The sequence below is a fragment of the Butyrivibrio hungatei NK4A153 genome, from assembly GCF_000424465.1.
Taxonomy (GTDB): Bacteria; Bacillota; Clostridia; order Lachnospirales; family Lachnospiraceae; genus Butyrivibrio; species Butyrivibrio hungatei_A.
Genome location: NZ_AUJY01000001.1, coordinates 419,407 through 441,783 on the forward strand (window position 1 = coordinate 419,407; position 22,377 = coordinate 441,783).

General features: G+C 40.7%; 17 protein-coding genes. 13 read left to right on the plus strand and 4 right to left on the minus strand.

Features of this window, described 5'->3' with window-relative positions; genetic code table 11:
* The first annotated feature begins 6 nt into the window (after positions 1–6).
* The 7 genes from G628_RS0101900 to G628_RS17870 all read left to right on the plus strand — a co-directional run bounded on the left by G628_RS0101900 (position 7) and on the right by G628_RS17870 (position 8,674).
* Positions 7–2,454, plus strand: coding sequence for an ABC transporter substrate-binding protein (locus G628_RS0101900; RefSeq protein WP_027208313.1), 2,448 nt, complete (start codon positions 7–9; stop codon positions 2,452–2,454).
* 168 nt (positions 2,455–2,622) lie between these two features.
* Positions 2,623–3,783 (plus strand): hypothetical protein, encoded by a 1,161-nt coding sequence (locus G628_RS0101905; RefSeq protein WP_027208314.1) that lies wholly within the window; start codon positions 2,623–2,625, stop codon positions 3,781–3,783.
* Between the two features lie 148 nt (positions 3,784–3,931).
* Positions 3,932–4,234, plus strand: coding sequence for a hypothetical protein (locus G628_RS0101910; RefSeq protein WP_026666698.1), 303 nt, complete (start codon positions 3,932–3,934; stop codon positions 4,232–4,234).
* 318 nt (positions 4,235–4,552) lie between these two features.
* The gene (mscL, locus tag G628_RS0101920) at positions 4,553–5,038 is read left to right on the plus strand and encodes a large conductance mechanosensitive channel protein MscL (RefSeq protein WP_051198952.1); all 486 of its coding nucleotides are present in this window, start codon (positions 4,553–4,555) and stop codon (positions 5,036–5,038) included.
* A 90-nt stretch (positions 5,039–5,128) separates the two neighbouring features.
* A complete protein-coding gene (locus tag G628_RS0101925; RefSeq protein ID WP_026654983.1) occupies positions 5,129–6,667 on the plus strand; it encodes a cobyric acid synthase in 1,539 nt (512 codons plus the stop codon).
* Between the two features lie 20 nt (positions 6,668–6,687).
* The gene (mnmA, locus tag G628_RS0101930; RefSeq protein ID WP_027208315.1) at positions 6,688–7,788 is read left to right on the plus strand and encodes a tRNA 2-thiouridine(34) synthase MnmA; all 1,101 of its coding nucleotides are present in this window, start codon (positions 6,688–6,690) and stop codon (positions 7,786–7,788) included.
* Between the two features lie 109 nt (positions 7,789–7,897).
* The gene (locus G628_RS17870) at positions 7,898–8,674 is read left to right on the plus strand and encodes a hypothetical protein (RefSeq protein ID WP_051198955.1); all 777 of its coding nucleotides are present in this window, start codon (positions 7,898–7,900) and stop codon (positions 8,672–8,674) included.
* 584 nt (positions 8,675–9,258) lie between these two features.
* Here the strand turns inward: G628_RS17870 and G628_RS0101940 are convergent.
* Positions 9,259–10,269: a LacI family DNA-binding transcriptional regulator gene (locus G628_RS0101940; protein ID WP_026654981.1), complete on the minus strand. Its 1,011-nt coding sequence runs from the start codon at positions 10,267–10,269 to the stop codon at positions 9,259–9,261.
* A gap of 14 nt (positions 10,270–10,283) precedes the next feature.
* Complete coding sequence (gene uxaC / locus G628_RS0101945) at positions 10,284–11,702, minus strand: glucuronate isomerase (protein ID WP_026654980.1); 1,419 nt, start codon at positions 11,700–11,702, stop codon at positions 10,284–10,286.
* A gap of 190 nt (positions 11,703–11,892) precedes the next feature.
* On the opposite strand from uxaC, the gene G628_RS0101950 reads away from it, so the two are divergent.
* A complete protein-coding gene (locus tag G628_RS0101950) occupies positions 11,893–13,395 on the plus strand; it encodes a UxaA family hydrolase (protein WP_027208316.1) in 1,503 nt (500 codons plus the stop codon).
* 9 nt (positions 13,396–13,404) lie between these two features.
* On the opposite strand, the gene G628_RS0101955 is transcribed toward G628_RS0101950, so the two are convergent.
* A complete protein-coding gene (locus G628_RS0101955; protein WP_027208317.1) occupies positions 13,405–15,516 on the minus strand; it encodes a hypothetical protein in 2,112 nt (703 codons plus the stop codon).
* A 150-nt stretch (positions 15,517–15,666) separates the two neighbouring features.
* The gene (locus G628_RS0101960; protein WP_027208318.1) at positions 15,667–16,929 is read right to left on the minus strand and encodes a nucleotidyltransferase family protein; all 1,263 of its coding nucleotides are present in this window, start codon (positions 16,927–16,929) and stop codon (positions 15,667–15,669) included.
* Between the two features lie 115 nt (positions 16,930–17,044).
* Between G628_RS0101960 and G628_RS0101965 the strand changes: the two genes are divergently transcribed.
* The 5 genes from G628_RS0101965 (at position 17,045) to plsX (ending at position 22,335) form a co-directional block, all read left to right on the plus strand.
* On the plus strand, positions 17,045–18,238 hold the full coding sequence (locus G628_RS0101965; RefSeq protein WP_026654975.1) for an acetate/propionate family kinase: 1,194 nt from the start codon (positions 17,045–17,047) through the stop codon (positions 18,236–18,238).
* 78 nt (positions 18,239–18,316) lie between these two features.
* Positions 18,317–20,014 carry a hypothetical protein gene (locus G628_RS0101975; RefSeq protein WP_026666706.1) on the plus strand — a complete coding sequence of 566 codons (1,698 nt, stop codon included), beginning with the start codon at positions 18,317–18,319 and terminating at the stop codon, positions 20,012–20,014.
* A 13-nt stretch (positions 20,015–20,027) separates the two neighbouring features.
* Positions 20,028–20,888: an AraC family transcriptional regulator gene (locus G628_RS0101980; protein ID WP_027208319.1), complete on the plus strand. Its 861-nt coding sequence runs from the start codon at positions 20,028–20,030 to the stop codon at positions 20,886–20,888.
* Positions 20,889–21,019: 131 nt separating this feature from the next.
* Entirely contained in the window at positions 21,020–21,202 is a 183-nt protein-coding gene (rpmF, locus tag G628_RS0101985; RefSeq protein WP_026512861.1) for a 50S ribosomal protein L32, read from the plus strand.
* Positions 21,203–21,327: 125 nt separating this feature from the next.
* Positions 21,328–22,335, plus strand: a complete 1,008-nt coding sequence (gene plsX / locus G628_RS0101990; protein WP_026666707.1) for a phosphate acyltransferase PlsX — start codon at positions 21,328–21,330, stop codon at positions 22,333–22,335.
* Positions 22,336–22,377: the final 42 nt, after the last annotated feature.

The window sequence follows — 22,377 nt, forward strand, 5'->3', positions numbered from 1 at the left end:
AGAGAAATGAGAAAAGTTGGTACAGTAAAGAGTACTGTTTGTAGTATTCTTGTTCTGTTACTTTGTGTAACATCAATTACCGCTTGCGGTAAAAAGAAAAATAATGGCGTCTCATTGGAAGAAGCCAAGAAAATTGATAAAAATGTAATTTTTAAACAGGAAGACATGGAGGGCATTCTTGAACCCGGCGAAGAAGCTGCTGTTATCAAATGTGTCGGTGATAAGATAAAGGTCTTTACAAGGTCCGATATGGGAAAATGCAGATTAATTACATTTAATCCGGATGGATCCGATGTTCAATCTGTCGATGTCGGAAGTGAAAAGAATTTTTATGTAATTAACGGTTCTTTTGATAAAGACGGAAATGCATATTTGGATGTCTATGAAGGCAAGAGAAATATAGAAGGAATGCCCGATGATACTGAGGATTCAGAATCAGGTGCAGCAGATGAAGCTTCTTTGGACGCTTCGTCTGCAGACTCTTCTAATACAGATGCTTCTTCTGCAGGCACTTCTGCAGAAGAAACTCCGGCTGATGAATCCCAGTCTTCCGGTGATGGCGAAGACAGAGCATCAGAGGATGGCAAAAATTATTTTGTAAAGCTTGATCCAAGCGGAAAGGAAATTGCCAAGGTTGACCTTGCGCAGTTTGCTCCTAAAGATAATCAGGACGAAGGCGTTGAGTTCAATATTAATAATTTGACATGGACTGAGAAATACGGTCTTATTTGCCTTACGGAAGAGGGAGTTCAAACCTTTGATGAGAAGAACGGTCCGCAGATGCTGATTGAAAAGAAGAAAATTTGCGGTGAAGACGGTTGGATCGATAATCTTATCAAGTTGTCAGAGAATGAGATGATTATATCTTATTATGGTGGAGATGATGGCGAAGTTAACGCTATACTCGACCTTGACAAAAAAGAAGTCGGAAAACCGCTTGAAGGCTTTGATAAGTATGGCAATTATACATTTTTCTCGGACAATGCAGGAAACCTGTTTGCATCGAATGATAGCGGAGTATATAAGTATGATTTCAAGGGTTCTAAATTAAATAAAATTCTTGATTTTAAAGATTCCAATATCGGCACAGGTGGTTACATGTGGCTTGAGATGGTTGCGATAAGTGATACGGAGTTTATTGCAAGCATTCCTGAGGATGAGCAGTATAGCAAGGTTTCTCTCGCAAGACTTACCAAAGTCAATCCTGAAGATGTAGCGGATAAGACTGTTATTACGCTTATGTCAGAGTGGAATGATTCAGAGATCGGAACTGCCATCATGAAGTTCAACAGGTCAAATGATAAGTACCAGATTAAAATGATCAACTACAATGAATTATATTCTGATGATTGGGAGACTATAGAAAAGCAGTTTAATCTTGATATTACGTCAGGAAAAGCTGCCGATATCATAAGTGTTTCCGGAAGCGAAGCGGCTATTCGTAAGTATGTTGATAAGGGTATTTTGATGGATCTTACACCTGCATTTGAAAAGGGGGGACCGCTCGGTGATATTGAGTTTCTTCCAAATGTGGCTGAAATGATGAAGGTCGACGGCAAAACATACACATTTATGCCTTCATTTTATGTTAATTCATATGCTGCCAAATCAAAATTCCTTAATGGAAAAACAACTCTTACATTTAAGGAGTGGCAGGATATTATTGAAAATAGCGGAGCAAACTACGATCTTGCTATGGGAACATATAATTCAAAAGAAAATATGGGCGCAACTTTATGGTCAAGTTATGGCGATATATTTGTTGACTGGAAGAATAAGAAGTGTAATTTTAACTCACCTGATTTTATTGAATATCTGAATTTTGTAAATAAGTTTCCCGATGAGGAACATCAAAATGAGGGTAAGGAAAACGGTGAATGGGTTGATGATGATAAATTTGTAGCAGAGGATAAAACTATTTTCTACAGGACATTTTTCTCGGACCCCGGTGATTATGCACGTTATAAACAGCTGGCATTCAGAGAAGATTTTGAAATGGTAGGTCTTCCCAATAACTCCGGTGAGAATCTTGCTTCGCTTGATGGTTCTATGTTTGCTGTAAACAACAAAACAGAACATAAGGACGTTATCTTGGATCTCATTAAGGGTATTTTGACAGATGAGAAGGATTCATGGTATGGATTCCCGACAATTAAGCCTAAGTTTGAAGCGCAGTTCCAGGAGGCGACAAAGGAAAAACCTAAGGATGACCAGACATACTGGGTAGATCCCGTAACCGGAAAGCACGTTACAATAAAGCCTTTATCTGAAGAGGAAGCTAAGAAGTTACATGATTATATTCTTTCCATAAACAAATTGGATTGCTATGACGAAGAAATAAACAATATTGTTCAGGAAGAAACGGGAGCATTCTTTGGTGGGCAAAAGACTGCCGAACAGGTTGCCGAAGTTATACAAAACAGAGTTACAACATATCTTAATGAAAACAGCTAATACTTAAATACATTTTGCATCATGGGGAGGACACTTTTTTCCTATGATGAGATAATTCAGAACAGAGTTAATGTATACATTAATGAGAATAGCTGATTTTATAGGAGGGTGCGCGCTATTTGCGTATCCTCCTATGCTATAATAAAGATTAAAAGTGGAGATTAGTGTATGAGAAAAGAAAAACTATCAAAAAAAGTTGTAACAGGCATCCTTGCAACGGCTTTATGTGCTACAGCTTTTACGGGATGCGGGAAAAAAGCAGCCGACGGTATGACTGTTTTGGAGGAAAAAGTTCCACAGCAGGCAGACAGCGGCATTTATAAACAGGCAAATCTTGAGGGAATCACCAAAGAAGGTGAGTATCTGGAATTCTTTGATTATGAAAGCGGACGGGTAATTGCCGTAGCTCACGGTCAAGACGGAAAACGCAGATGTGTTTCTTTTAAACCTGACGGATCCGATATAAAATCTTTTGACATTGCAGGCGATGGAAACAGCATGTCAGCTCTTTTTACTGCTGACAAGGACGGAAATCTCTATATGCAATATCAGGAATTCTCCGAAGAAAAAGGAGGTGCAGAGGACGAAGAAGGTGTTGCTCACGCAGGCGAAAATGACGGAAGCCTTGAGGCTAGCGGTGAGGGTGAGAATGATGATGCAAGCGTCGGAGATTCAGCACCTGCAACCGAAGAAGGCGTAGAAGATATTTCTTACAAGGTAAGCAAGGCTTTTCTTGTGAAGTTCGATACTACAGGAAAAGAAGTGCTTAATAAAGATATCATTGATGCGTTTTCGGGAGAAGAAAACTTTAGTGTCAATGGTCTTGTCTGGACTCAGAAGAACGGTCTTTTGTTCAATACTACAAAAGGAATAATGAAATTTGATGAGAACAGCGGTCTTAACACTGTTATGGAGCGCGGAGATTTTGGCGATTCATACGAGGGATATTGCACTCTCTTTAAGGGAGCGGACGATCAGCTTTTTGCTTCGATATACAGAGTCGAAGGTGAGGGATATATGTGCTACAAGGTCGATCTTGATAATAAGAAACTCAGCGATCCGCTCGGAGTGTTTAATGACAATTATTATGATTTCTTCTCGGGAGAAGGTTATGATTTCTATGCGGCAGACACCGAGGCACTTTACGGATATGACAGCAAGGCTGGCAAAGCAGTGAAGGTTGTAGATTTCCCCGGATCGGGAATGAGCCCCGACGTTGCAGGAATCGTGTTAAATCACGCCGTAATTGTGAGCGATAAAGAGATTATTGCTGATATGCCCGGTGGATCGGAGTTTACAGCAAACATTTGCAAGCTTACAAAATCGTGAGCGTTATAACGCAGAAAAACAGTGAGTTTGCGTCACTAAAAACTGTAAAAGCCGGTACGTTATATGGTTAATTTTATCTTTATGGATTAATATTAATGAGTTTTTTTCTTCCGAGTGATATAATACATTCTGGAGGAAAAATGAAGAAATGGATGATAAGAAGATTATGAATGAAAATGTACCCTACGTTGTCCATGAGGCAACATTGTCAAGGCTTGAAAGAGGCAACAGAAGAATGTTGATCGCGCTTGCAATTTGCGTGGTTGTGATGCTACTAAACAATATTGCTTGGTTTGTGCATGAGGAGCACATTGCTAATCCTGAGAAACATACAAAACAGGAGAGTGTAACTGATAACGAGGATGAATCCGGATACGATGACGGCTACGGAGACGAGTACTCCGATGAAGACTATCGTGACGGTAGAAGGGAGTCGGGGAAAGGACGCTAAAGATAAAAATTTCCTCGATAAATTATTTGGTAATCTAAAAAAGAATAAAGATGGCAATAAGGATTCTAAAGACAGTAAAGATACCAAAAAGAAGAATACAAGAAACAGAAAAGACACTTGATAATATTAAACCTGATAAAGATAGGATTAAATATAGACAGGCTCATGGATTTTACTCTGTGAGTCTGTTTTTATTGATGTGTAATCCTTTAATTATTGGGGAAATATGATATAATCTCATTGTATTGTTGGCAAATTGTTATTGTTCATGCTTGAATGATAACAATACAATTTCATATTGATAAGGGGAGAAAAAGCATGACAGACAAAGTTAAATCAGTTACTAGTAAAGGCAAAGGTCTTGCAAATGAATTCCGCGAGTTTATTATGCGCGGCAATGTTCTCGACATGGCAGTCGGTGTAATTATCGGTGGAGCATTTCAGAAGATTATTTCATCTCTTGTTGATGACATAATCATGCCGGTAATCAGTATTATCACAGGCGGCATTGATTTCAACAATATGTTTGTATGCCTTGACGGCAACACGTATGTAACTCTTGAAGCGGCTAAAGAAGCTGGAGCCGTAACACTTAACTACGGAACATTTATTACCGTTGTTATCAATTTCCTTTTGATGGCAATCGTAATCTTTGCACTTGTTAAGGTAATGAACTCAGTAAGTTCCAAGTTTGAAAAAGAAAAGGCAGAGGAACCAGCTACTACAAAGATCTGTCCTCACTGCAAATCTGAGATCAACATTGAGGCAACAAGATGCCCTCATTGTACATCCGAATTGGGTTGATAGTATATTATTCTTTAGTTTATAATAGTTTTGGAAAAAGAGTCGCGAGCGGCTCTTTTTTCAATAAAAAGCTTTTTATAGGATAAAAAGATGGCAAAAGTAATCATGGTTCAGGGAACTATGTCGGGGGCGGGAAAAAGCCTTCTTGTAGCCGGTTTGTGCAGAATATTCAGGCAGGATGGCTATGTGGCAGCACCCTTCAAATCTCAGAATATGGCGCTTAATTCCTTTATTACTTCAGAGGGTCTTGAGATGGGAAGAGCACAGGTTATGCAGGCTGAGTGCGCAGGCATTGAGCCTTTGGTCTGCATGAATCCTATTCTTTTAAAACCTACAAGCGATGTTGGCTCTCAGGTTATCGTTAACGGTGAAGTAATCGGAAATATGAGTGCACGCGAATACTTTGCATATAAGAAAAAACTTGTTCCCGATATAATCAAGGCATTTGAACAGCTTAGCAAGAAAGCTGATATTATCGTGATAGAAGGCGCGGGAAGTCCCGCAGAAATAAACCTAAAAGAAAATGACATCGTAAATATGGGAATGGCCAAGATGGTCGATGCACCTGTTCTTCTTGTCGGTGATATAGACAGGGGCGGAGTTTTTGCCCAGCTCTTTGGAACAACAATGCTTCTTGAAGATGGGGAGAGAGACAGGATAAAAGGCTTTGTGATCAACAAATTCAGAGGCGATGTTTCTTTGCTTGATTCAGGAATTGATATGATCACTGAGAAAACAGGCATTAAGACGGCCGGAGTTATCCCATATATGAACATCAAAGTTGATGACGAGGATTCACTTACCGATAAGTTTAATGACAAATCAAAAGCAGAAGTGAGCGGAAACGCTGCGGATATCGTCGTTATAAGGTATCCCAGGATTTCCAATTTTACAGACTTTAACTGCTTTGACGCTCTAAGTAATGCGGTTGTAAGATACGTTGATTCTGTATACGATCTCGGAGACCCCGATATTATCTTCCTGCCCGGAAGCAAGAATACGATAGCCGACCTTAAATGGCTCAGGGAATCGGGCATTGAAGCTGTGATAAAACGTTATTCAATGAAAAAGCCCGTATTCGGAATCTGCGGAGGTTTCCAGATGCTTGGAAATAAGATAATCGATCCTTCCGGTGCCGAAAGCGGAATTGGTTCAGCAATCAGGGGAATGGAACTTCTTGATATCGATACGCAGATTCGGGAGGAAAAGGTCAGAAAACAGGTTGATGCTAAGATTTCTTTTCCGAAAGGAATATTTGAATCACTTAAAGATATGGAGATTTCAGGATATGAGATCCACATGGGCGAGAGTGCCGGAGGCGGAGCAGATCAAGTAGGCACAGGAGCCGGCGGAGATGCAGATAACGGAAATGATGCGATTGAAGGTGATGGTTGCAATCTTGTGGTCAGCAATGGAAAGAATGTCTATGGAAGCTATGTACACGGTCTTTTTGATAAGGGGAATATTGCTGCATGTATATTGAAGGCTCTGGGCAAATCGGACTCAGAGAAATTTTCTTATGAAGAATTTAAAGAGAGCCAGTATGATATACTTGCTGATACAATAAGGCAGAGCATGGATATGGATTATGTGTATTCGTGTCTTAAAGATGCTAAAATAACATTGTAGTTCATTTTTTTGGAGTTTTTATGTCAGAAAGTGTTTTAAATAATAAATCAAATAAGAAAGCTTTGATAGCGATGAGTGGTGGCGTTGACAGTAGTGTCGCGGCTGCACTTATTGCGGACAGAGGTTATGATTGCATGGGATGCACCATGAGATTATATGAAAATGACGTTATTGGTGAGGATCTCTTCGGAACCTGCTGCAGTCTTAACGATACTCAGGATGCGAGAGCAGTCTGCGAGAAGATTGGAATTCCTTATAACATCTACCATTACGAAGCTGAATTCAGGGAGAAAGTTATCGAGCCATTTATCTGTAGCTATGAAAATGGTGAGACACCAAACCCTTGTATCAGATGCAACAGATACCTTAAGTTCGACAGCCTCTACAATAAGGCCAAAGAACTTGGCTACGAATATATCGTAACCGGACACTATGCGCGAATCGAGGAAAGAGACGGCAAATACTACCTTCTCAAAGCCAAAGATCTCAATAAAGACCAGAGCTACGTTCTCTACGATCTTACACAGGAACAGCTCGCGCATACATTCTTCCCACTCGGGGAATATACAAAGAACGAAGTAAGAGCAATTGCAGAGAAGAAGCAGTTTGTAACATCACATAAAAGCGAGAGCCAGGACATCTGCTTTGTTCCTGACGGCGACTATGCTGCAATGATAAGACGCTACAGAGACAAAGAGTATGAAAAAGGCGACTTTGTAGATACTGAAGGAAACGTTCTCGGTACCCACGAAGGAATTATAAATTACACAATCGGCCAGCGCCGAGGTCTCGGAATTCCCGCAGACAGAAGACTCTACGTAAAGCAACTCGACGTAAAGAACAACAGAGTCATCCTCGCCGACAACAAAGAACTTTTCGAGAAAGAACTTATAATCCGCGATTTTCACTGGATAACAGGCGATGTTCCGGCTGAGCCAATGCGCTGTAGCGCCAAAATCCGCTATCGCCATAAGGAACAACCCGCAACCCTCGAGGCCCTCAGTGACGGCAAAGCCAAGATCACTTTCGACGAACCTCAGCGTGCCATCACCGCCGGTCAATCCGCAGTTCTCTACGATGGCGACATCGTCCTCGGTGGCGGAATCATCACAAATGAGTGATTGCATAGATAAAATAGTTTTTCTAGTAAAATGTTTATCTGTTGATGCCGATAAAATCTATGTAGGAAAAAGTATTTGACAACGGATTCTTCATAGGGGGATGCATCTAATGAATATAGCAGGTGTTTTCGGAGAAAAAAGAGCCAAAATAGAATATTATGGTAATGATAATAAAAGCCAAAGCTCTTATATTGCCCAAAGCGCATCAAGCAAGAAAGACACTGTAGAGATATCTGATGAAGCTTATGCGGCGCAGCAGAACAATAATATATCTGCGACTTCCGGAAAAGACATATTGGGAGCATCAAAGGGAGATAAGGAAAATACATTTATAGTTCACTTTGCAGATTCGGCTATGGTGAACAGAGCTGTTTCGCGTGGCTATATTACAGTCAATGGAATCAATATAGAATTATCGGCTGAGATCAAAAAGAAACTGCTAGAAACTGATAAAAAAGCAGAAGCGGATAGGATGAGCGCGTTTAATAATTATATCATGCAACATGAACTGGCTGTTGCACAGCAGCAAAGCGAAGCATGGAAGAAAGCTGCAAAAGACGCATCGGATGCTTTTGAAATTGCCGCAAAAATATCAAGCGGAAGATCTATAACAACCGTTGAAGCTCAAAAACTCATGAAGTATGATCCGCAATTATATGCCATGGCAATGAGCACATTGGCGATGAAGAAAAATCATCAAAAACAGGAGTTTATAATAGATAATTATAATGATCAAACACCCGATAGAAATGTAGAAGGCGTCGATTGGTCACAGTTTGAATGGAAGACTTACGACAGCAGAATTACAGTTTCTCTTGGAGAAGATTGCAATATAGAAGATGTTTTCGAAGGTGAAATAGTATTAAATGAGCCTCGAAACTTATGATTATTTGCATATGAAACCGGTAAAATGGAGCTTATCGAATTAGCATAGTATGTCGCTACTTTATGGATTCCATTTTTGCTGGTGCATGGTGTGATAAAGTTGAAGTTAATCGTATAAATTCAACCTGCAGACTATCTCTGTGCACTTCAAAAGAATGAAAAAGTATGCTTAGAGTTTTATATAATTAGGCGGAGATCCGTGCCGAATAATTTCCGTATGAGATTCATAATATACTTTCCATGCGGGACTTTGGCTATTTTTTATTTGTACGAGCAAGATGATTTTCAAAATTTATAAAAACAGGAGATGCTGACTTCTCTGAACAACGTGAAAGGAAGCATCTCCTGTTTTTTATAAATTAATGAAAATCACTGCGCAGACAACCAAAAAATAACCAAAGTCCCGCATGGAAAGTATACATAAAGGGCAACACCGTATATTCTCGCATATCCCCTTGTAAATAAAGGGCAACACCGTATATTCTCGCATATCCCCTTGTAAATAAAGGGCAACACCGTATATTCTCACACATCCCCTTGTAAATAAAGGGCTATACCGTAAATCACGGCATAGCCCTTTGATATTTAGAAGTTTGTCGATCCCCTCTTGATGAGCTCGCCCGAGAAGATTGTCTTCTGAGGCATCTCATTCTGACTGAGAGTTCCGATAAGTGTTTTAACAAGCTGAATGCACATATCTTCAAGACGATTGTCGACAGAAGATATGTTGGGTTCTGAACAGTGAGCCAGGATAGAATTGTTATATCCTACAATCTGAAGCTTGTCCGGTACATCAATTTTATTTGCTTTCGCAAAATTCATGGCACCGATAGCAAGGAAATCCTCACTCGTAACAATTCCGTCAAACTTAAGACCTTCTTTGTAAAGCTTATCGACAAAATCCCTTACTCCGTCGATATCCTCACGACTTCCGGGGAAGCACTGCTGATATTCCTTTCTGAGAGGAATGTCATGTGTTAAGAGTGCATTTTGGAATCCGGCAAGCTTCTTTAATCCGGAATATGTTGTGCTGTTGTAGAGATACAGAATATTCTTTATTCCTGCATCGAGCATGCATTCCGTAGCATCCTGGGTTGCCTTGTAGTCATCGCAGAGTGTGCAATATACATTGGGGCAATCAAAGTCTGCATTGAGAAGCATGATAGGTACCGAAGCAGCTCCATCAATAACATACTGGTTATCTTCAGCATTGTTCATAATAAAGTTAGAACCGACCATTATTACGCTATCTACATGCTGAGAGAGTAGGAGATTAAGGCATTTCTTACGAGATGGAATCTCGTAACCGGTACAGCATAATACTGAATTGTAACCGTTTTCTCTAAGGTTCTGCTCAATGTAGTAAATTGCCTTTGCAAGATACAGATCGGATGCATCGGCGCAAAGAATACCAACGGTTTTCATTGAATTGAGACCGAGTCCTCTTGCAAATGCATTTGGCTTGTATCCGCATTGTTCAATTATATCCAGTACCTTCTTTCGGGTGCGGGGCTTAACGTTAGAGCTTCCGTTAAGTACACGGGAAACTGTAGCGATTGAAACTCCGGCTTTTTTGGATATATCGTAAATAGTCATTTGGTTGCTCATACTTATCTCGTTTCTAAAGGAAATTTGAAGTATCTAACTGCATTGTTATATGAAATATCAGCGGCAATCTGTCCGAGTGTATCGATGCACTCTGCAGGATATTCGCCGTTTTCAACAAGTGATCCAAGGAAGTTGCAAAGGATTCTGCGGAAGTACTCGTGTCTTGTGTAAGAAGTAAAGCTTCTTGAATCTGTGAGCATTCCTACGAAACCTGAAAGGTTACTTGATTCTGCAACTGCCTTTAAGTGCTGTTCCATGCCGAGCTTAGTATCATTGAACCACCATGCGCTTCCCTGCTGGATTTTAGCAACTGTAGGAGCCTGGTTGAAGCAGTTAAGCATAGTGTTGATGATCATAAGATCGTTGGGGTTAAGGCTGTAAATGATCGTCTTGGGAAGAGCATCCTTTGAATTAAGTGCATCAAGGAAGTCTGCAAGTTCGCCCATAGGATAGTAAGCATCGATAGCATCAAATCCTGTATCGGGTCCGATCTTATTAAACATAGCGGTGTTGTTGTCACGCTTGCATCCGAAGTGGAGCTGGATAACCCAATCTCTCTTAGCACATTCCTCACCCTCAAAGAGCATGAATGCTGTCTGGTACTGAAGGTACTCTTCGTAAGAAACTTCTCCGCCGTTCATCTTCTTGGCGAAGATCTCCTCAATCTTTTCTTCAGAAACAGGCTTGTACATAACGTACTCAAGAGCGAAGTCTGCAACATTGCATCCCTTCTGCTCGAAGTAATCGTGTCTAACCTTAAGAGCTTCTTTCAAGGCCTTGAATGAATCAATCTTAACGCCGCTTACTTCAGATAACTGATTGATATATGAAGCAAATTCGGGCTTGATGATGTTCTTAGCCTTGTCGGGACGCCAAGCGGGAAGAACCTTAACATCGAATGTCTCGTCATTCTTTATCATATCATGCCATTCAAGAGTATCAACCGGATCGTCTGTTGTACAGATGAGTGTTACGTCTGACATCTTGATGAGCTTTCTTGCGCCCATGTCAGGAGCCTGAAGAACCTTGTTGCAGATATCGTAAACTTCCTCGGCTGTGCTCTCGTTGAGAACTCCGTCATATCCAAAGTACTTCTTAAGCTCAAGGTGTGCCCAGTGGAAGATGGGGTGTCCAACAGCTTTTCCGAGGCATTTTGCAAATGCAAGGAATTTTTCTTTGTCGGAAGCATCTCCTGTGATATATTTTTCTTCGATACCGAAAGATCTCATGAGACGCCATTTATAATGATCTCCGCCGAGCCAAACCTGAGTGATGTTGTCGAAATGCTTATCTTCGGCAATCTCTCTGGGATTGATGTGGCAGTGATAGTCAAGTACGGGCACTTTCGCAGCGTAGTCGTGATAAAGTGTCTTAGCGGTTTCACTCTGTAAGAGGAAATCTTTGTCCATGAATTTTTTCATTAAATACCCTCCGTTTATAAACGTAATTTTTTATTCTTTAAATATGTAAGCCTTTTCATATTTTTCAAAAGTATTATACAAGAGCCATATATTAAATACAATAGAAAAAATTCGTTGACGAGTGGTCATATTGAATATATGATGAGTTTGTAAATGCTTACATTAGGATGAGGGTAAAAAGAGGTAGCAAATGAATAAATTTCTTAAAATCAATGAGAAGGACAATGTTGTTGTTTGTCTTGAGCCTGTAAAGGCGGGGGATGAGATCGTGCTTTCCGACGGATCTGTAATCAAGGCAAGAGAAGACATTCCTTCGGGACACAAGATGTCCGTCAAAGCTATTGGACACGATCAGGAAGTTGTCAAATACGGTTTTCCGATAGGTTGTGTCACGGAGAATATTGAGCCCGGAACATGGATCCATACACATAATACAAGGACTAAGCTTAACGGTATTCTTCAATATGAGTATATGCCGGACGCTGAGGATATATCCGAGAAGCTCAAGATGATGGGGAAAGAAAAGAGCTTTTTTCACGGATATGTAAGAGACGACGGAAGAGTCGGAATCAGAAACGAAATATGGATAATCCCTACAGTTGGTTGCGTAAATAACATTGCGACGGCTCTGGCAAAAGAGGGAAATCATATGATAAAGGGAAGCATCGACGAAGTTGTTGCTTTCACGCATAATTACGGCTGTTCGCAGACGGGTGACGATCAGGAGTATACAAGGACTATCTTGTCAGATCTTATAAGACACCCCAACGCAGGAGGTGTGCTTGTAGTAGGCCTTGGCTGTGAGAACAGCAATATAGATGTATTAAAACCTTATCTCGGTGATTTTGACGAGAACAGGATCAAGTTTCTTGTTTGTCAGGAATCGGATGATGAGATGGAAGACGGTATCAGGCTTTTGCAGGAAATAATCGATGCGACAGCCGGAGACAGAAGAGAGAAAGTCAGCGCGTCAAAGCTTGTTATCGGGCTTAAGTGCGGTGGAAGTGACGGATTTTCGGGAATTACGGCAAATCCTCTTGTCGGACGAATCTCCGATATGATAATTAAACGCGGCGGTACATCGATCCTTACCGAAGTACCCGAGATGTTCGGGGCGGAGACGCTCCTTATGAACAGATGCAAGGATAAAAATACTTTTCATGATACCGTTGATATGATAAATAATTTCAAAGAGTATTTTACCAAGCTCGGAGAGCCAATATATGAGAATCCATCGCCCGGAAATAAGGCAGGCGGAATTACGACGCTCGAGGATAAATCACTTGGATGTACCCAGAAATCAGGAAGTTTTCCTGTTATGAACGTTCTTGACTACGGTGAGACCACCGATACTACAGGGCTTAACCTTCTTTGTGCACCCGGAAACGATCTTTGCGCAGCTACGGCACTTGCAGCATCGGGCGCTCAGATAGTTCTTTTTACAACAGGAAGAGGAACTCCGTTTGCATGCCCTGTACCTACGCTTAAGATCTCAAGTAACAACAGAATCCGTGACAAGAAGAATAACTGGATAGATTTTTCTGCGGGAGATGTTATTGAGGGAAAGAGCTTTGACCAGCTTGCCGAGGAGCTCTTTGATATGATACTCAATGCGGCATCCGGCGAGAAACTTAAGAGTGAAATAGCCGGCTTCCACGATATGGCAATATGGAAGCGCGGCGTTACATTGTAATTACTGTATTTATTTGGCAAGATATTCGATTTGGTCTGTGAGTTCATGAGGAACTTCCAGACCTTCTTTTTTTAGCCTGAATTCAAGGTTCTGAAGAGGCTTTGAGACATTGGCGTTGTGCGCTGTGTAATGGTTTATGAGCTCCTTGTACTGCGGATTGTCATAAACCGCTTCGCGATATTGTTTTGAAAAAGGACATGAGTTAAACAAAATCTCTCTTGCGACCTTGTTTAGTCTCAGTGACCCTGTAGCCTCATATTTCAGGTATGCGAGGTAGTCGCTTATGAAAATGCTCTTGTAATTATTGTTATATTTCTTTAGATCAAGGCGAAGCTTATCTTTTTGTTCGGAAGAAAGAGTCTGGTTTTTCTTAAAGAACTGAAGATAGTCGCAGTACATGGAAGTTAACGACGGGTCTGTGACATCGTTCCAGTGTACGCCTTGTTCCGTCTTGCACATTTCCCATCTGAACTCGCCAAGGAGCTTGATCATGCAGTCTTCGGTGTTTTCGAGGTTGAATATGGAGATGAGCATTCTGGCCTTTGTGTTTCTCTTTTTACCCTCGATTTCCTGCCACAAAGTGGCTCTGGTTCCTGCGTTTGGCATAAGTATGATATAGGGCTCGACTTCTTCTGCGTAATAAACCTGCGTGATCCCGATGTCGGTGTTGGAATACACGGCCTGCCTGCAGAATACACCAAAGTCGATGCTTTTAATCTTGGAGATGTGCTCCTTGATTTTAGACGAAGTCATATATGCGAGATTGAGCGGCTTTAGCACATTCATTGAATCGAACACGGGAACGAATACGGAAATCCTGCCGAACGTCATCCTGTTTCCGAGTGAAAAGAGATTGTTAATCTCGAAATCAAGTCGGCTATCCGGATTGTTTATCATGGCGTCGATCTGTTCCTGTTTAAGAACTCCCGTGGCCTTTTGCTCGCGAAGATATGTTTCCCAGTCCTGGTCAAATTCGTTTCTTGAAGGATTAGCCTGGAGTTTGTAGACTTTTTTGAGCCATTCCGATAGAAGAAGAATATTGCCTTCGGGATCGGGAACGTAGGATCTTGCGATGTTACAGAGGATGGAAGTGTTCTTTTCGCCGGCGAGTTCTTCATCGACAAAGCCAAACATTAGTAACATCCTGACCTCTATCGGTATGTCTTTGTCTGACAGGCTCTTTAAGAAGACTTTCTTGTATATTTTATAAAAAGACGATGAGATGTTCTTTCTAAGAAGACGCGCTTCGTCAGCTGTGTCATAGCGGGTTTCGCTTGCTTTAAATGCAGCAATCTCATCCTGAAATTTGGCGGAAAGTTCAGAATCTACGCCTGAGTATGTGAGAATAACGGCAAGAGCGTTGGTGATTACAGGCTCGTTTTCATTTCCTTCCGCAGTCTTTTCGTTGTTTTCAATCTTTGCGTGTATCATTTTTAAGGTAGTGGTGAAATCTGCGGTATTTCTGCCAAGCTGCTTTTTGTACGCGGTGAGGAACTTGGTTGAAACGGAAATGAGTTTCTGGTTCTTTTCCGCGATCATGATCGTTCCGATAGCTATGTCCTGGCTTAGTGCGTAATAGGACTTTCCCAGAGCCGCTTCGTGTTCCTTAAGACTCTTGTAATAGCCGTATTCCCAACTTGAAAGCATATTATTTTTTACGGGAGGAACTATGAGATCGAGCATCTCGAATTTTGTCGGGACTTCGCCTGCCCTTATGCAAAGTTCGGGATAGTCTGCGTAGTCTGATTTTATTTTTTTGAATTCAAAAAGAGCCGATTCGAAAAGTCTTTCGTATTCTGAAAATAGTTCGTGAGTTATAAAAACGGATTGCGAGGCGAGAACCGATGTGATTTTTTCGTTGCATTTAAGCATTGCGAGAATATCATCTGTGCCTTCGTAAGGATAAGTGTAGACGGAAGCGTCTTCCAGGGCTTCGTATGTGTATTGGTATTCTTTTGAAGGGGATTCAACAAGACCGATGATTCCTCCAACATTTATTACAAATGAAGTGAATTGATCGGTTGCCCTGATTTTTCCTTTTACAAGAATTTCTAAAGTACCTACAGTATCGGACATCGCTTTGTGCACGATCTGTCCTTTGGTTAATGTAACAAGTCCCATTAAAAATCTCCTCAAAGCCGGTCTGAAAAATATTTTTAAAGAAAAGCATGAAAAACACTAAAACTATATAACTATGAAATTCTACATGTATATGTTAGCACGATAAAATAGCATCTGCAATCCGAAAAACGCCGTTTTTAGGCTTTTCCCCTAGAGTATGATCGGCGGAAGGCTGAATTCACTGACATTTTTCTGACCGCATAAAAGATTATATACCTTTGATGCTGCAAGAGTTTCGCTTAGAAGCTGCATGGACAGGGAATCAAGAATCTTCCCGGCATCTTTTAGTCTGTTGATCACGGGGATATCTGAGTTTTCGCCTATCTTAGCCAGTAAGGGAAAAGAACTCTTTTTTTGCCCGAGGATCCTGATAAATGAGGTGAAGCCGTCATCCTTGTATTTCTGCATGTTGCCGGTTTTGACATCAAGAAGAATGTGCATAAGGCATCTGCTTATGCGCGTGTAGGAGAGGTCTTTTGACTTAAGGATGTTGCAGAATCCGTCAAAAGTCTCGTATTTATCTATGGTTTTATTTATCTTGTTTGAAAGGCTTTCGTTTATATCAAGGAAAGCCGTGAAATCGCCCTTGTTCTGCATGAGTTTGTAATAAAGAAGGCTATCGAGGATGTCTTCCTTTACATATTCTCCGCGGACAAGTTTATCGTTTAGTAAGTTAAAAGATGTTTCGGGCATGGCATTTTTTACAGAGCCCTCTAGAGTGAGCCTGCCGTCTGTATCTTTTGTGATGCTGTTTCTTATAGCTGTGGCGGAAGAGTATTCGGTGATATCTGTTGAATGGTAGTTTTCACCGATTCTTTTTATCATTACCGGTGTGATGCGGCTGTTTGTTCTTCTTAATGCGCGCAGATACTCGGTTGCAAGAATGCTGTTTGGTAATGTAAGCGCTTTTTTGACATCAGTTTTCTTGTCACATTCACATATTGATGAATTGATCGTGCAAAGCTCGGAAAATACTGCACTTTCACGGGAAGCGGCGTAGCTTTTTCCACTTTTTATATTTTCTTTTATATTGCGTTTGAATGAATCTGATTCTTCGTTCAAAATGCCTGCAATATTGAACAATAAATCTATGTTTTCCGATTCATTTCCAAAGCACAGATAATCCACGGAATTTAATTTGTTTAAAAGGAAAACGGCGCCAGATGCAAAGTATTCGGCACTTCCCAAAGCGTAGTAGGACGGAAGTTCCAAAACAAGGTCAGCGCCTGAATCAAGGGCAGATTTGGCTCTTGTGAATTTGTCTGTTATTGCGGGTGCTCCGCGCTGCACAAAATCACCGCTCATAACTACTATACAGTAGTCTGCACCGGTTCTTTTTTTGCTCTCTTCGATGAGATATTTATGGCCGTTATGGAACGGATTAAACTCAGCAATGATTCCTACAGTTTTCATCTTGGTGTAAACGCTTTCAAAAATTCAAAAATTTTGTACACTTTTTCTATTGTTATGAAATAGTATTATAAGTATCATGATATATTATATTACATTTGAAAAGAGGCAATTTGATATGAAAATTTTAGTTATTAACTGTGGAAGCTCTTCACTTAAATTTCAGCTTATCGATTCAGAGAGCGAGCAGGTTATCTGCAAAGGTCTCTGCGAGAGAATCGGTATTGACGGAAGCAGAATAGTATACACTCCCGAAGGAAAGAATAAGATTACTGTTGAAACTCCGATGCCCGATCACAACAAGGCTATCGAGCTTGTGATCGAAGCACTTACAAACAAGGAGAACGGTGTTGTTTCTCTTGATGAGATCGGAGCCGTAGGACATCGTATCGTTCACGGTGGTGAGAAGTTTACAAAGTCTGTTGTTATAAATGACGAAGTAATCAAGGCTATTGAGGATGTAAGCGATCTTGCTCCTTTGCACAATCCTGCAAACCTTATCGGAATCAAAGCTTGCCAGAAGGCAATGCCAGGCGTACCTATGGTTGCCGTATTTGATACAGCTTTCCATCAGACAATGCCTGAGAACGCTTACCTTTACGGACTTCATTATTCATATTACGAGAAGTACGGAATCAGAAGATACGGTTTCCACGGAACAAGCCATTCTTACGTAAGTAAGAGAGCTGCCGAGATCCTCGGTAAGGACATCAAGGACCTTAAGCTTATCGTTTGTCACCTTGGAAACGGTGCATCGGTATCTGCTGTAAAGGGCGGCAAGTGCATCGATACTTCAATGGGACTTACACCTCTTGAAGGACTTATCATGGGAACAAGAACAGGTGACATTGATCCATCTGTCGTAGAATTTATTATGAAAAAAGAGAATCTTTCCGTTGCGGAAGTAAACAATATTCTCAACAAGAAGTCCGGTGTATTCGGCCTCTCAAATGAGCTCTCATCTGACTTCAGAGATCTAGAGGACGGATACTTAAACGGAAATGAAGGCGCTAAACGTGCAGTTGACACATTCGCCTATAGAGTTGTAAAATACATTGGCGCTTATACTGCAGCTATGGGCGGAGTTGATGCAATCTGTTTTACAGCCGGTGTGGGCGAGAATAGTGGCTTTACTCGTAAAATCATAATTGACGGCCTCGGATTTATCGGCGCATCATTAAATGAAGAGGCTAATACTGTACGTGGTAAGGAAGAGATTATTTCTAATCCTGATAGCAAGGTAACACTTATGGTTGTTCCTACAAATGAAGAGCTTGCGATCGCTCGCGACACATACGCTCTTTGCAAATGACTTTTAAAGCCGGCTTTTTAGTCGGCTTTTTCTGTTTTTTTATACTTGGCGCTGCGATCGATTTTATGGAGAGAGGTTATGTATAGTAGAAAAAAATGGGCGGTACTGTCCGGAATAAGTATACTGTACTTTATTCTGTGTATAGTAATTGGTTGTTTGAAATATGTTACAAGCGATGACGCTATCATGAATCTGATAGCTGCCGGAGCTTTTGGCAGTCCTTCACAGTACCTTATTTTTAATAATATTGTCATCGGATATTTTCTGAAATTCATGTATGCCGTGATACCGTTTGTGAACTGGTATCTCTGGCTTTATCTGTTTTTTAATCTTTTGAGTATTATCGTTATCTGTGTCGTTATCACAGACAGACTTCCGATGAAAGCATCGATTCTTGTTACGGTGCTTATTAATCTTCTTTTGGCTTATGATTTTTACTCGAATATTCAATTTACACAGAGTTCGACTTTATATGGAGTTGCAGGCGTAGCACTTATTCTGGCACAGCTTTTTTATGAAAAGAAGTCAGTGATCCTCATGGTTATTGCAACCGCGATAATTGGCATGGGTGTCGGCGCGAGAGTAGTAGGCGTAGGCATGGTTGCACCATTTGTTTTAGCCGCGTTTCTTTTTTACAAAGGTGATCTTAAAAATAAGATAAAAAAGGTTGCAATCTTTTTCCTTATGCCTATAATTGTCTCTGTGCTGATGCTGGCGGCCAATTTTTACGCATATTATATGAATCCGGAGTGGAGATATTTCACTGACTGGAACAATATAATGTCGGAAAAACGAGACTTTGGAAATTTCAATTTTTCATGGAATAAAGATGAGTATCTTGCTGCGGGCTTTACCGAGATTGATTTTAAGCTGATGGATATGTGGCTTTGGAACGATACCGAATATTTCACTTTGGACAGGCTTAAGACGATGAAAGAAATCGGTAAGAACACCAGAGTTGATGGATTTAAACTGGACATAGGGGTGCTTACGGATTCACTTGAAAAGATGGGAGAGTCTTGGAAACACGGGGCTTATTCCGCTGCATTTCTGCTGATCGTAGTATTTGCGCTAATCTTTTTCGAGAAAAGATACAAATTTTTCGTGATTTTGCAGACATTTTTTGTGATTTCTGAGTATTATGGTTTGACGTGTTTCAGACGAATAATGTGGAGGGTAGAATGTGGCATTTGGGTTTCAGCTTTATTCTTCACACTGATGTTTTTAATATATGAGGGATGTTTTGATAAGATTTATGCCAAAGTAACCTCAGATAAAGTGAAAAAAACACTTGGCATATGCGCAATCGGTTTATCGACTGTTATTACAATAATTTTTGGAGCGGGGAAGGTTGATACGTTTGTAAATCAAAAGCATTGTCGTGTTATTCCTGAAGATGACTGGATGTACGGCAAGGCAAAAGCGATAACGGAGTTAGAGGGATTTTATATCGTAGATGTTGATACTTTGTACAGCAATCTGTGCGGGGCGAGAAATATCTTCGATATTGATGCGAAATATCGCGATTTTTATGCCAATGTTTGTCAGTTTGGTGGTTGGATAATGCCTTCACCCATAGGGCTGTATCACGCTAATCTGGTTGGAATTGCCAATCCTGCAAGAGCTCTTGTTGAGAGAGACGATGTATTTTTTATCGGCGGGGGCGAAAAAGCCGGATATATATATGTTTATTTGAATGAAAAATACGGGCCGGGAATCAATATGGAAATGGTTGATGAGGTTTATGAGGTGCCCGTTTGGAGATTTTCTAAATGAGAGGGAACTTGATATGAAAGAACTAAACTCTTGCAAAGAGGCTATGGCTGAAAGCATGGAGAAAAGATATTTCTCCATCGCACATCTTTACAAGGATGAAAAGGCAATGGATATGCATATCCATGATTGCTATGAACTGTATTATTCAATTTCGGGCGGAAAGCAATTTCTTATAGATAATAAGCTTTACGATGTGGCACCTGGCGATATTTTTCTTATAAGCCAGTATGATTCGCATTATCTTACACAGATAGACAAAGAGCTTCATGAAAGAATTGTTATAATGATAGATCCTGAGTTTATGAAGAGCATTTCGAGTGAAGAAACTAATCTCAATGCTTGTTTTGAGCATCGGGGAGAGGAATTCTCACATAAGATCAGCCTCAATCAGGAACAGCAGAAGAGATTTCTTTATTTTGTAAATAAGATACTTACAAGTAACGGTTACGGACATGATCTTCTTGAAAAGGCAACATTTATAGAACTCTTTTTGATGATAAACAAGATTGTGATCGACAGAGACAACAATAAGCAGGAAGAGGAAGTTGCCACATATAACGAGCAGGTGGATGCAATTCTTTCGTATCTTAACAACAATATTCAGAACCCCGTAAGTATTGGTGATCTTGCAAAGCATTTCTACATAAGTGAGTCCTATATCTGCAGAATTTTCAAGTCGGCTACAGGAACTACGATAAACAAATATATGACAGCCAGAAGGATTTCTATCGCAAAGTCGCTTTTGGCGGAGGGAAAAGGTGTCAGCGAAGTCTGCGAGGAATGCGGTTTTTCGGATTATAGCAACTTCTTAAAGGCATTTACAAAATCCGTGGGAATTTCACCGAAGAAATACTCACAAAACTGCTATAGATAGCATATAAAAAACTGTTGACAAATAAAAAACCTATGAGTATACTACATAGGTATGCTAATGAATAAACGTAAACAATTGCCTTTGTAAACAGGCAGTTTCTTATACGGTTACTGTAAGGAGGTGTTACTCAAATGTCAATCTGCCCTAAGAACAAGTCATCAAAAGGCCATAGAGATCAGAGAAGAGCTAACTGGAAAATGACAGCTCCCACTTTGGTAAAGTGCAGTCATTGTGGAGCTCTTATGCAGCCTCATCAGGTTTGCAAGAAGTGTGGCTACTACAATAAGAAGAGTATTGTTGAGACTGAGGCTTGATATACTTTTGGTATGACCTCATAAAGTCAGAATTTAAAGGCTTTCCGGCTATGTCGGAAAGCCTTGATTTTTGTCATTCACTCTAGTATATTAAAATAAGTTCAATTTAATAGGAGGTCCCGAATATGTCGGAACTTGTACGTGTTGCCGTTGATGCTATGGGTGGAGATAATGCACCTGTTGCAACGGTCAAGGGAGCGGTTGAGGCAGTAGCCGAATCCGATGCTCTCAAAGTGTTTCTTGTCGGTAAGAAAGAGGTTCTGGAGAAAGAACTTTCTGCATACAGCTACGATAAAAACAGAATTGAAATCGTTGATGCAACAGAAGTCATAGAGATGGCGGAACCGCCGGTTTTGGCTATCAGGACCAAGAAAGATTCATCAATAGTTAAGGCTATGTATATGGTGAATCACGGTGAAGCGGATGCTTATGTATCTGCGGGAAGCACCGGAGCCACACTAGTTGGCGGCCAGATAATTGTCGGAAGACTTAAGGGAGTAGACAGAGCACCCCTTGCTCCACTTATTCCTACAGAGAAGGGTAATTCTCTTTTGATCGATTGCGGAGCAAATGTTGATGCAAGAGCAAATCATCTTGTTCAGTTTGCTAAGATGGGAACCGTTTATATGGAGAACATCATGGGAATCAAGAATCCCACGGTTGCAATCGTCAATATCGGAGCTGAAGAGGAGAAGGGAAATGCACTTGTTAAGGAGACATTCCCTCTTTTGAAAAATTGTCCCGATATCAATTTTATCGGAAGTATCGAGGCGAGAGACATTCCTGCTGGTTATGCCGATATTATTGTCTGCGAAGCTTTTACGGGAAATGTTATTCTTAAGATGTACGAGGGCGTTGCAAAATCTCTCGTCAACGTTATTAAGAAGGGACTTATGTCAAGTCTTAAGAGCAAGATAGGAGCACTTCTTATCAAAGACGACCTTAAGAAGACTCTTGGCAATTACAGTCTTGAGAAGCACGGCGGAGCACCCATGCTTGGATTAAAGGGGCTTGTCGTTAAGACTCACGGAAGTTCAAGTGATATTGAGATTAAGAATTCAATATTACAGTGTGTAACTTTCACAGAGCAAAAAATAAGTGAGAAGATCAGCGCTAAGATTTCACAGGTATGATATTTACCTGCTTAGATTGTTGTGAAGTCGCTTAAAAAAGAA

Coding starts and splice junctions, on each gene's coding strand:
- G628_RS0101965 (WP_026654975.1), top strand. CDS start 17,045: ATGAAAATTTTAGTTATTAACTGTGGAAGCTCTTCACTTAAATTTCAG.
- mnmA (WP_027208315.1), top strand. CDS start 6,688: ATGTCAGAAAGTGTTTTAAATAATAAATCAAATAAGAAAGCTTTGATA.
- G628_RS0101925 (WP_026654983.1), top strand. CDS start 5,129: ATGGCAAAAGTAATCATGGTTCAGGGAACTATGTCGGGGGCGGGAAAA.
- G628_RS0101980 (WP_027208319.1), top strand. CDS start 20,028: ATGAAAGAACTAAACTCTTGCAAAGAGGCTATGGCTGAAAGCATGGAG.
- G628_RS0101900 (WP_027208313.1), top strand. CDS start 7: ATGAGAAAAGTTGGTACAGTAAAGAGTACTGTTTGTAGTATTCTTGTT.
- mscL (WP_051198952.1), top strand. CDS start 4,553: ATGACAGACAAAGTTAAATCAGTTACTAGTAAAGGCAAAGGTCTTGCA.
- rpmF (WP_026512861.1), top strand. CDS start 21,020: ATGTCAATCTGCCCTAAGAACAAGTCATCAAAAGGCCATAGAGATCAG.
- G628_RS0101950 (WP_027208316.1), top strand. CDS start 11,893: ATGAATAAATTTCTTAAAATCAATGAGAAGGACAATGTTGTTGTTTGT.
- G628_RS0101975 (WP_026666706.1), top strand. CDS start 18,317: ATGTATAGTAGAAAAAAATGGGCGGTACTGTCCGGAATAAGTATACTG.
- G628_RS0101960 (WP_027208318.1), bottom strand. CDS start 16,929: ATGAAAACTGTAGGAATCATTGCTGAGTTTAATCCGTTCCATAACGGC.
- G628_RS0101910 (WP_026666698.1), top strand. CDS start 3,932: ATGGATGATAAGAAGATTATGAATGAAAATGTACCCTACGTTGTCCAT.
- G628_RS0101955 (WP_027208317.1), bottom strand. CDS start 15,516: ATGGGACTTGTTACATTAACCAAAGGACAGATCGTGCACAAAGCGATG.
- G628_RS0101940 (WP_026654981.1), bottom strand. CDS start 10,269: ATGACTATTTACGATATATCCAAAAAAGCCGGAGTTTCAATCGCTACA.
- G628_RS17870 (WP_051198955.1), top strand. CDS start 7,898: ATGAATATAGCAGGTGTTTTCGGAGAAAAAAGAGCCAAAATAGAATAT.
- uxaC (WP_026654980.1), bottom strand. CDS start 11,702: ATGAAAAAATTCATGGACAAAGATTTCCTCTTACAGAGTGAAACCGCT.
- plsX (WP_026666707.1), top strand. CDS start 21,328: ATGTCGGAACTTGTACGTGTTGCCGTTGATGCTATGGGTGGAGATAAT.
- G628_RS0101905 (WP_027208314.1), top strand. CDS start 2,623: ATGAGAAAAGAAAAACTATCAAAAAAAGTTGTAACAGGCATCCTTGCA.